Source organism: Phenylobacterium aquaticum (assembly GCF_947378715.1).
GTDB classification, from domain to species: Bacteria; Pseudomonadota; Alphaproteobacteria; order Caulobacterales; family Caulobacteraceae; genus Phenylobacterium; species Phenylobacterium aquaticum_A.
On record NZ_CANCLE010000145.1, the window covers coordinates 1 to 10,301 of the forward strand.

General features: G+C 66.6%; 11 protein-coding genes. 1 reads left to right on the top strand and 10 read right to left on the bottom strand.

Translation table 11 applies throughout. The features are described 5' to 3' along the window. Together Q7P21_RS20495 and gyrA are read right to left on the bottom strand one after the other, a co-directional pair. On the bottom strand, positions 1-73 hold a 73-nt coding region (locus Q7P21_RS20495; protein WP_369695349.1), incomplete at its 3' end, for an adenylyltransferase/cytidyltransferase family protein. Between the two features lie 133 nt (positions 74-206). Next, a complete protein-coding gene (gene gyrA / locus Q7P21_RS16205; protein WP_304177923.1) occupies positions 207-2,972 on the bottom strand; it encodes a DNA gyrase subunit A in 2,766 nt (921 codons plus the stop codon). 119 nt (positions 2,973-3,091) lie between these two features. On the opposite strand from gyrA, the gene Q7P21_RS16210 reads away from it, so the two are divergent. Further along, positions 3,092-3,619: a superoxide dismutase family protein gene (locus Q7P21_RS16210; protein ID WP_304177924.1), complete on the top strand. Its 528-nt coding sequence runs from the start codon at positions 3,092-3,094 to the stop codon at positions 3,617-3,619. Positions 3,620-3,625: 6 nt separating this feature from the next. Here Q7P21_RS16210 and Q7P21_RS16215 read toward each other — a convergent pair whose 3' ends face one another. The 8 genes from Q7P21_RS16215 to Q7P21_RS16250 all read right to left on the bottom strand — a co-directional run. Next, positions 3,626-3,913 carry a putative quinol monooxygenase gene (locus Q7P21_RS16215; protein ID WP_304170711.1) on the bottom strand — a complete coding sequence of 96 codons (288 nt, stop codon included), beginning with the start codon at positions 3,911-3,913 and terminating at the stop codon, positions 3,626-3,628. Positions 3,914-3,927: 14 nt separating this feature from the next. Continuing rightward, positions 3,928-4,434 (bottom strand): single-stranded DNA-binding protein, encoded by a 507-nt coding sequence (ssb, locus tag Q7P21_RS16220; protein WP_304170713.1) that lies wholly within the window; start codon positions 4,432-4,434, stop codon positions 3,928-3,930. 144 nt (positions 4,435-4,578) lie between these two features. Continuing rightward, positions 4,579-4,953 carry a hypothetical protein gene (locus tag Q7P21_RS16225; protein WP_304170715.1) on the bottom strand — a complete coding sequence of 125 codons (375 nt, stop codon included), beginning with the start codon at positions 4,951-4,953 and terminating at the stop codon, positions 4,579-4,581. Positions 4,954-5,017: 64 nt separating this feature from the next. Next, a complete protein-coding gene (locus Q7P21_RS16230) occupies positions 5,018-5,716 on the bottom strand; it encodes a hypothetical protein (protein WP_304170717.1) in 699 nt (232 codons plus the stop codon). A gap of 56 nt (positions 5,717-5,772) precedes the next feature. Then, on the bottom strand, positions 5,773-8,589 hold the full coding sequence (locus tag Q7P21_RS16235; protein WP_304170718.1) for a hypothetical protein: 2,817 nt from the start codon (positions 8,587-8,589) through the stop codon (positions 5,773-5,775). A 111-nt stretch (positions 8,590-8,700) separates the two neighbouring features. Continuing rightward, positions 8,701-9,528, bottom strand: coding sequence for a flagellin (locus tag Q7P21_RS16240; protein WP_304170719.1), 828 nt, complete (start codon positions 9,526-9,528; stop codon positions 8,701-8,703). 183 nt (positions 9,529-9,711) lie between these two features. Then, positions 9,712-10,005: a hypothetical protein gene (locus tag Q7P21_RS16245; RefSeq protein WP_304170721.1), complete on the bottom strand. Its 294-nt coding sequence runs from the start codon at positions 10,003-10,005 to the stop codon at positions 9,712-9,714. A gap of 128 nt (positions 10,006-10,133) precedes the next feature. After that, on the bottom strand, positions 10,134-10,301 hold a 168-nt coding region (locus Q7P21_RS16250; protein ID WP_304177925.1), incomplete at its 5' end, for a flagellin.

Below are 10,301 nucleotides of genomic sequence, written 5' to 3' on the forward strand. Positions count from 1 at the left end.
GGCCGATGATGTCGGTATGCCCGTTATGGATCGGGTCGAAGGTGCCCGGATAGAGCCCGACGCGGGTGGCCATGCGACGTATCCCCCAACTGTTCTTGAATTCGCCTTTCGCCGGGCGGGAGGGCGAAAGCAAGCGCTAAGTTCACGGCGCGTCGACCTCACCCAACGTCGCCCGGGGACTGGAGTCCCCAGAACAGGCGCCGGGTCTAGGCTTCGCCCTCCGCCGGGGCTTCATCGGCCTCACCATCGTCGGCGCCCTGGTCGGCGAGACGCTCGACCGAGACAACGTGCTCGTCCTGGGCCGTGCGGAAGATGGTGACGCCGGAGGTGTTGCGGCTGATGACCCGGACCTGGGTCACCGGGGTGCGGATCAGCTGGCCCTGGTCGGTGACCAGCAGGATCTCGTCATATTCCTCGACCGGGAACGACGCCGCCAGACGGCCGCCCTTCCCCTTCTTGGTGAGATCCTGGGCCAGCAGGCCCTGGCCGCCACGGCCCGTGCGTCGGAACTCATAGGCCGAGGTGCGCTTGCCGAAGCCTTCGGTGGAGACCGTGAGGATGAACTCCTCGGCCGCGCCCAGCTGGGCGATGCGGTCGGGGGACAGGGCTTCGTCGGCCGCCTCTTCCTCATCGTCCGGCGCCGCAGCGTCCTCGATATCCTCGCCCTCGCCGGTGACGGCGCGGCGCATGGCGTTGGCGTGCTTCACATAGGCCGCGCGCTCGGCCGGCGTGGCGTCCACGCTGCGCAGAATGGCCATGGAGATCACGGTGTCGCCGTCCGCCAGGCGGATGCCGCGCACGCCGGTGGAATCCCGGCCGGCGAACACGCGCACTTCCTCGGTGGCGAAGCGGATGCAACGGCCCAGCGCCGTGGTCAGCAGAATGTCGTTCTGGGCCGCATTGCAGAGGCCGACCCCGATGATGGAGTCGCCCTCGTCGAGCTTCATGGCGATCTTGCCGTTGCGATTGATCTGGACGAAGTCCGACAGCTTGTTGCGCCGCACGCCGCCGGAGCGGGTGGAGAACATCACGTCGAACTGATCCCAGGTCGCCTCGTCCTCGGGCAGAGGCAGGATCGAGGTGATCGTCTCGCCGGGCTCGATGGGCAGCAGATTGATGAAGGCCTTGCCGCGCGAGGTCGGCGTACCGACCGGCAGGCGCCAGACCTTGAGCTTGTAGACCTTGCCGCCAGAGGAGAAGAACAGCACCGGCGCGTGGGTCGAGGCGGAGAAGACGCGGGTCACCGCATCCTCGTCCTTGGTCGACATGCCCGAGCGGCCCTTGCCGCCGCGATGCTGGGTCCGATAGGTCACCAGCGGCGTGCGCTTCACATAGCCGCCGTGGGTGACGGTGATCACCATCTCCTCGCGGGCGATCAGGTCCTCGTCCTCGACGTCGGCGTCGCCGTCGACGATCTCGGTGCGGCGCGGCACGGCGAAGGCGGCGCGCACCTCGACCAGCTCCTGACGGACCACGCCCATGATGTTGTCGCGCGAGGACAGCAGGGTCAGGTGGCCCTGGATGGTGCCGGCCAGTTCGCGGGCCTCACCGAAGATCTCGTCCCGGCCCAGACCGGTAAGGCGCGACAGGGTCAGGGCCAGGATGGCCCGGGCCTGTTCCTCGGTCAGGCGGATGGTCTCGCCTTCCAGCACCGTGCGCGGATCGGCGATCAACTCGACCAGGGGCATCATGTCGCCGGCCGGCCAGGCCTTGGCGACGATGCGCTCGCGCGCCTCGGCGGGGTCCTTGGACGAGCGGATGATGTGGATGAACTCGTCGATATTGGCGACGGCGACGGCCAGGCCGACCAGCACGTGGCCGCGATCACGAGCCTTGGACAGTTCGAACTTGACCCGGCGGCCGACGACTTCCTCGCGGAAATCGATGAAGGCCACGATCATCTCGCGCAGGCCCATTTGCTGCGGGCGGCCACGGTTCAGGGCCAGCATATTGACGCCGAACGAGCTCTGCAGCGGGGTGAAGCGGTAGAGCTGGTTCAGCACCACGTCGGCGGAGGCGTCGCGCTTCAGCTCGACGACCACCCGCATGCCCTGGCGGTCACTCTCGTCGCGCAGGTCGCCGATGCCCTCGATACGCTTCTCGCGCACCAGTTCGGCGATGCGTTCGACCAGGCCGGCCTTGTTCACCTGGAAGGGAATGGCGGTGATGATGATCGCTTCGCGATCCTTGCGGATATCCTCGATCGCCGCCTTGCCGCGCATGATCACCGAGCCTCGGCCGGTCATCAGGGCGTTGCGCGCGCCGGTCCGGCCGATGATCTCGCCGCCGGTCGGGAAGTCCGGCCCCGGCACGAAGTCGAGCAGGTCGTCCAGGCCGATCTCGGGATTGTCGATATAGGCCAGGCAGGCGTCGATCACCTCGCCCAGATTGTGCGGCGGGATGTTGGTCGCCATGCCGACGGCGATGCCGCCGCCGCCATTGACCAGCAGATTGGGGATCCGCGACGGCAGGACGACGGGTTCCTGCTCGGAGCCGTCATAGTTCTCGCGGAAGTCGACCGTCTCCTTGTCGAGATCGGCCAGGATCGACATGGCCGCCTTGGTCAGACGGCATTCCGTATAGCGCATGGCGGCCGGCGGATCATTGTCCACCGAGCCGAAATTGCCCTGGCCATCGATCAGCAGCAGCCCCATCGAGAAGGGCTGGGCCATGCGGACCAGGGTGTCATAGATCGCGAGGTCGCCGTGCGGGTGATACTTACCCATCACGTCGCCAACCACCCGGGCGGACTTCACATAGCTGCGGTCCGGCGTATGCCCCTGCTCGCTCATCGAGAACAGGATGCGCCGGTGCACGGGCTTAAGTCCGTCTCGCACGTCCGGCAGCGCGCGGCTGACGATCACGCTCATGGCGTAGTCGAGATACGACTTCTTGAGTTCGTCCTCGATGGCGATAGGGGCGATGCCCCCGCGCCGGCCGTCGTCCGGTGGGGTGATGATATCGTCGCTCAAGGGGAGGTTTTGCCGTTAGAATCGGACTGGGAATTGATCCAGGAGTGTTAACATCGGCGGATCGCGAGGCCAACCTTCGTGAGCCCCTTCAGCCCCAAAACCGCATATTCGGAGCCGCCATGAGACATCTTCTCGCCGCCGCCGCGCTCAGCCTGGCGGCCGCCTCCGCCTTCGCCGCAGATATGCCCGCCAAACTGCGGATCGATCTGAAGAATTCCACCAGCGCCTCAGTCGGCGCGGCCAGCCTGTCGGAGGGTCCCAGCGGGGTGCTGTTGCACGTCGAGGTCAAGGGCCTGACCCCGGGCTGGCACGGCCTGCACTTCCACGAGACTGGCGACTGCTCAAAGGCCGACTTCACCTCGGCTGGGGCCCACGTCCACGCCATGGCCACCAAGATCCATGGGCTGCTCAACCCCGATCTCAATGAGGCCGGTGACTTGCCGAACCTCTATGTCGCCGCAGACGGAACCGGGGCTGTCGAGCTCTATTCGACCTTTATCTCGCTGAAGGGCGCGGGGGGCCGCCCTGCCTTGATCGACAAGGACGGATCGGCCCTCGTGATCCACGCCAATCCTGACGACTACACGACTCAGCCGATCGGCGGGGCCGGCGCGCGGATCGCCTGTGGCGTCATCGCCGGCGGCTGAGGCCGCTCAGATCAGTCCGCCCAGAGGCGCGGTCTCGACCCGGCTGGAGAAGCCGGCGATCAGGGGCCGCGCCATGGCGATCGTGGCCTGGACATGCGGCAGGGCGAGCGAGGCCTGGTGGCTGGCCGCGTCGTCCCAGACCTCGGTGATCCAGATCGCATCCACGTCCTGGGGATCGCGGGCTATGACGTAGCTGCGGCATCCTGGCATGGCCTTGGTCTGGGCCACCAGGATGTCCGCCAACTCGTCGCGCCGCCCGGAGACGGCGCGCATGCAGCCGATCAGGCCGTACATCAGCGCGCCCGATCCTAGAACGGAATTTCGTCGTCGAGATCGGCCGAGAAGTCCTCGCGCGGGCCAGAACCGCCGCCACGCGGGGCCGAGGAGAACCCGCCGCCACCGCCGCCGCCCGAATAGCCGCCGTCGGAATCGCCCATGCCGGCGCCGCGCCCGGCGTCATCGCCGCGACCGTCCAGCATGGTCAGTTCGCCGCGGAATTTCTGCAGCACCACCTCGGTGGAGAATTTCTCCTGGCCCGACTGATCGGCCCATTTCCGGGTCTGGATCGAGCCCTCGATATAGACCTTGGATCCCTTGCGCAGATACTGCTCGGCGACCTTCACGAGGTTATCGTTGAAGATCACCACCCGGTGCCATTCGGTCTTTTCCTTGCGCTCGCCCGACGACTTGTCGCGCCAGTTTTCCGAGGTCGCGATCCGCAGATTGGCGACCCGGTCGCCGGAATTCAGCGTCCGAATTTCGGGGTCGGCGCCCAGATTGCCGACCAGAATGACCTTGTTGACGCTTCCCGCCATGTCGATGTCCTGTGGTTTCCGTAGATGCGGGCCTTGCGCCCGAGGCGGAAGCTACGCCAAGCCGACGGGCCGGATCAACCGGTTTGTTCTTTTTTTGTTCCGCTATTAACGCTTCGTCCACAGAAGCTTTCTGTCGCAGCCGCCCTATTGGGGCATGGCGCCCGGGATCGCCAGACGGCCGTCGCCCGTGCGCACCAGGGCCAGGTACTGGTTCCCCTCCAGTGACGAGGAGGTGAAAATCCCCTCGCGCCGCAGGAAGATGAAATTGCCCTGATAGGCGCCCATGATCTCCAGCTGATTGCCGCCGAGATTGATGAACTTGATCCGCATGGCCTCCAGGGCGGCGGCGCAATGCTCCAGGTCCGGCTGGGTCGAGGCCAGCTTGTTGTACTTCAGCGATCCATCCTTCTGCGGCTGGGCCTGATAACAGACCCCGACGTCGCCGGGGGGGCGTGTCCGCTGGACGCAGGCGGACAGGGCGATGGCGCAGACGCCGAGGATCACGAGTTTGCGAAGCATGACGCCAGACTACACAGACCGAATGCGGCGCGCGAGAGGCGCCCTCGCCTATTCGATATTGGGCCTACTCGATATTGGGCGCCGTGCAGCCCGCGCCTTGCTCGACCAGGGTGTGGAAGCTGCGATTGTCGCTCGACACCTCGATCTTGCCAGGCACCAGGCGCAGCGTCTGTTGCATCCAGCGGCCATAGGTGGCGCCGCCCGGTCGCTCGCAATGACCGGCGAACAACGTCTGGACACAGGCGTTGAGGGTGGTCTCGCCGGGAACCTTGCGCCATTCGCCGCCGGCATAGCGCATGCAAACGCCGGCGGGCGCGCCCAGGGCGATAGTGGCCTGGGCAGCGGGGGTCGTGGTCGCGGCGGGAGCCTCGGCGGGCGCCGGCGCCTGCGTCTGGGCCTGGGTCGGCGGCAACGGCGTCAGGACGGTGCCGGCCTGATCGGCAGCCGCCAGATTGCCCGCCTCATCGACACCGACGTCCAAGGCGCCGGTCGCCACGCCGTTCTTCTTGGCGCATTCGGCCAAGGTCGCCTCGCCCACGAACTGGCCAGCCACGAAGCAGCGCAGCCGTGCGGTGGGGTCGAGCTTGCCGTCGTCATGACCGCTGGTCTCGACCACCAGCCCGGCTTGGGACGCGGGCGGCGGTTCAGTCTTCTCGCCGCGGTTCTTCGACATCAGGCCCACGGCGATGCCGAGGCCAGCCAGCAGGGCCAGGGCCCCGCCAATGAGTGCATAAAGGATGCGGCGATCGTTCAAGACGTCCATCGCCTCTCGCTAGACCGCGAATGTGACGGTTTCAAGCGTTTGTGATCGGGTCATCCTCAGCCCCCCAGCCGGGCGAGTGCGTCTTTATAGCTGGCGATCTGCGCGGTGAGGTAGGCCGGGACCGGTCCGTTGGCCGCCTTGGCGGCGGCGGTGACCGAGGCCGGCTGGGCTGCGGTCTTCAGATCCTGATAGGCGGTGCGGATCACGCCCATGGCGGTGGCGATCTCGGCCAGGGCGTGGCTGACGTCCTGGCTGGTGTCCAGCTTGAGGTTCTTGTCCATCTTCAGGCCATAGATCTGGCCATTGCCGTCGGCCGGCGTCGACTTGCCGTTCTTGTCGGTCACGGTCTCGCGGACCACGCCCTCTGACAAGCCCAGCAGGGCGAGCGCGTCCTTGCCCGAGGCGCCGCCGAAGAATTCCAGGGTGTCGCGGGCGTTGACCGGGGTGACCTTCAATCGCTTCGTGCCGTCGACCGTCACCACCTCGACCTTGGCCTGGTAGCCCAGGCTGCGGCGCACCTTGGTGGCCAGGGTGTCCAGGGTGTCGTTGGAATCGATGGTCACGGTCTTCAGGGTCCCGGTCGAACCCGCCCGGACCTGGAACTGGTCGCCGGCCCGGATCGAGGTCACGGCGGTGATCTGCTGGGAATCGGTCGTGTTCAGCGTGCCCTGGGGCAAGCCGATCTGGTCGAGGATGCTGGCGCCGGTGCTGCTGGCGGCGATGGCCGTGGGGGTGGCGTAGCCGTCCTTGCCGGTGAAGCGCCGGGCGAAGCCGATATCGCCGGTGGCGACATCGATCTGGGCCAGGAAGCCGTCCTTCTTGCCCACCGCCGCTGCGTCCGGCAGGTCCGAGCCCGCTTGACCGGTAATGAACACCTTGCCGGCCGAGACCGCCAGGCCGGTGACCTTGTCGTCCCCTGCCCCGCCATAATAGGCCACGGCGTCGGTGGCGGCGGCGGTCAGGTCTGAATTCACCTGGGCGACGAAGGCGTCCATGCCGCCGCTCTGGGCGCGGCTGACGGTCCCGGCGGCCAGGGCGGGATTGGCCGTGGAGCCAGCCAGGACCAGCTGGCCGCCATTCAGCGCCAGGCCGGCGATGTCGCCACCCTGCAGATCGCCCAGGTCGCGCGTCGCGGTTTCGGTCGGGGTTCCGCTGGACAGATCAAAGCGATGCAGGACCGCGTGGCCGTCCTCGTTATTGGCCAGCACCAGCGCGCCGCCGTCCACCACCATGCCGCCAGGCCGGTCAGCGCCAGCCGAGCCGACGGTTTGAGTGAACAGGGTCGAGACCTTGCCGGCCGCGTCGGCCTTGAAACCCTCGACATAGCTGTCCCAGCCGCCGATCTGGCTGCCGCCCGGCATGGTCGATTGGGACCGTCCCGCCACATAGACCGAGCCATCGGCGCCGAAGGCTATATTGGTCGCCTCGTCGTTCTGGCGCGCGCCACGGCGCTGGGTCCAGATATCCTGGCCGTTGGCGTCCATCACCGTGACGAAGCTGTCCGTATTGGTGGCGAAGGACCCGGTGTCACCGGAATTGAGCGCGCCATTGGTCGCGCCATCGAGCGTGCCGGTCACCTTGCCGGCGATGGCGACCTGGCCGGTGTCCGACACCGCGAGCGCCAGGCCCGAGGCGTTGGAGGCCGCGCCCAGGGTCCGGGTGAACATCAGCTTGCCGGCGGAATCGTACTTCATCAGCGCCACGTCCTGGGCGCCCTTGATATCCTGGCCGGAGACCTTGCCCGTCACATCGGCCAGGACATAGACCGATCCGTCCGGACCGACCTTCGTCGAGTGGACCGTGCCGACGGTCTTCTCCATGTCGGAGGACCAGACGCGGCCATCGACCCAGTTGGACGCGCCCGCAGGTTGCGGCGGGGCGGCGACGGCGGTGGTGTCAGTCTGGAACTTGACGATTTGGCTGTTGGTGACCGCGGGCGTCGTGGTCACCTTGCCCGTCGCCCCCGTGGTCGTGGTCGGATTGGGATTGCCGACGCTCTGGGCCAGATAGACCGAACCGGCGGTGGCGGCGGCCTTGAAGGTGACCGTGTCGCCGGAATCCACCTTGATCTTCAGGGACCAGGAATCGGGATTGGTCCCCACCTTCACGGACTTGCCGCCCACCGTCACATTGCGGTCGCCACCGGGAATCCGCTGGCTCGCCACCCGCGTCGCGACGCCGGAGGCCTCGAGCTTGTCATTGATGAAATTGACCACATTGGCCATGTTCCGTGGCGTGGTTCCCATCTCGCTAAGGTCGATCGGAATGTCGTGCGTGACCCCGATGCGCTTGACGGAGATGTTGAATTTCACATCGCCCTGAAAGGCCTGGACCGGCTGGGTGACGTCGCCGGAGACCAGGGCCGGGGTGGCGTAGTCCGGCTGCGACTTGGCCACGCCGATGGCCATCTGGGCCTTGTCCATGGCGTCGCCGCGCGTCAGGCGCACCTGGCTGAGCTTCAGGCCCTCGGTGTAGCTGGTGACCTCCGACAGACCCTTGGCAAACACCGCCTTGATCCGGTCCTTGTCGACCGAGGTCAGCCCCTTGCCATTGATCTGATTGGCCACGCCGTTGAGGGTGTCGAGCCCTTGATAGAGGGCGAACATCTTCTTGTAGTCGTCGCTCGCCCCGGTGAGATCGAGCTTGGCGGCGTTCTCATCGACCAGCTTGTGACCGACCATGGCGTTCTTCACCGCCGTGGTCATCAGGTCCGGGTCGTTGGAGACGGTCCGGTTGGCCGACGGCGTCCAGGGCGCGGTCGGCACATAGCGCTTGGCGGAGGTGGTGCTCGAGGCAGCATCCGCCGCCGCCGTCACTCCGGAGCGGGCGTTGTAGTAGGCCGACAGAAGGCTTGGGTCGAAGCTGACCGTCATGACGCGTACCCGGCGGACCTGGGTCCGCGACCGCAGTCTACGCTCCCAAGGGCTGACAGGCGGTTAAGCCGCATGCTTAAGCCGAGCCCCCGTGATCACGCGGGCGACCGATTACTTGAACAGCGACAGAATGATCTGCGGCGCCTGGTTGGCGATCGACAGGGCCTGGGTGCCCAGTTGCTGTTGGACCTGCAGCGCCTGCAATCGCGCGCTTTCCTTGGCGACGTCGGCGTCCACCAGGTTGCCGATGCCGGCCTGCAGCACGTCGGTGAGCTTGCTCACGAACTTGTTGTGGCCTTCGATCTGCTTGGACTGGGCGCCGAGATTGCCCAGCGCCTGGTTCACATTGCCGATCGAGGCGTTGAGGTCGGTCAGGGCCTGGGCCGCCAGGGTCACGGTGGTGATCGAGGCCGTGCTGGCGATGGTGATGATGCCGCCACCGAGGCTCATGTCCTGGCCGGAGAGCGTGATGTAGGCGTTGGCGTCGGCATTGGCCAGGAAGCGGATCGAGGCGGTCGTGCCGTCCAGAATATCCGCGCCATCGAAGGCTGCGTTCTGGGTGATCTGGCTGATTTGCCGCAGGATGGACTTGAAGTCCGCGTCGAGCGCGGTCCGCGACTGCACGTCGAGCGAGGCGTCCTGGGCCGAAACGACCTTTTCCTTGAGTTGGACGAGCAGGTCGGAAACGTTACCGCCGGCCGCGAGCGACACTTCGGAGATCGACTGGGCGCGGTCGAGACTCATCTTAACGGCAGAAAGGGCGCCGATGTCGGATCGCTGGCCCTGGGCGATGGCCCAGACCGAAGCGTTGTCCTTGGCGTTGGCGATGGAGAGACCGGTGTTGATCCGGTTCTGCACATCATTCAGTTCGTCGTTGGTTTTATTGAGGTTTTGAAGCGCGACCAGAGCGGACTTGTTAGTGTGGACGCTGATCGTCATAGGGTGCCTCCTTGGCGCGCCCGACCCCTTTTCATCAACGAGACGACTCGCCCGGGGCCGGGTTTCCTGCCCGGGAAGCTATGGAATCATGGTGTCTAGATGGTTAACGCCCATAGGCGAGCGACCGCACGCCGGATTCCCGGGGCGGTTCGAAAGCCTTGTTCCGACGGGAAATCCGTCAGGTCAGACGCGGGTGCGGATCACGGCCCCGGCTTCGTAGTCCTCGCCCTCGCGCAGCTTCAGCACTTCTTCGCGGGGGTACTGGGCCACCACGTCTCCCGTCCGCCGATCGACGGTCATGTAGACGTAGGACCCGGCCTGCTCCTCGATCACCAGCCTCAGGTCGGCCTGATCGGGGTGACCGTCCGTGGCGCGCGCGTCTTGCGGCCCCGGGGTCGGCGGAGTAGCGGGCGGCGTCGGCGACTGGCCGATCGTCGGATCCGGCGTGACTGGGAAGTTCGCAACCTTGTTTTGCATGTCTCCATTCGCCGTCGGTCGTCAGCCTTCGGCGTCCCTGTTGGACCGCGATGGGCGGAAGGGTCGCCCCTCCCGCCGGTCGCGGCCGGGCGCGGACCGCTCGCGCGGCCGGCGCCCGGGTTGAGCCTTTAGCGGAAGAGCGACAGCAGGCCGGAGGACGAGCTGTTGGCGATCGAGAGCGCCTGGACGCCCAGCTGCTGCTTGGTCTGCAGCGAGGTGAGGCGGGCGCTTTCCTTGGCCAGGTCGGCGTCGACCAGGTTGCCGACACCGGCGTCGATGGAGTCTTGCAGCTTGCC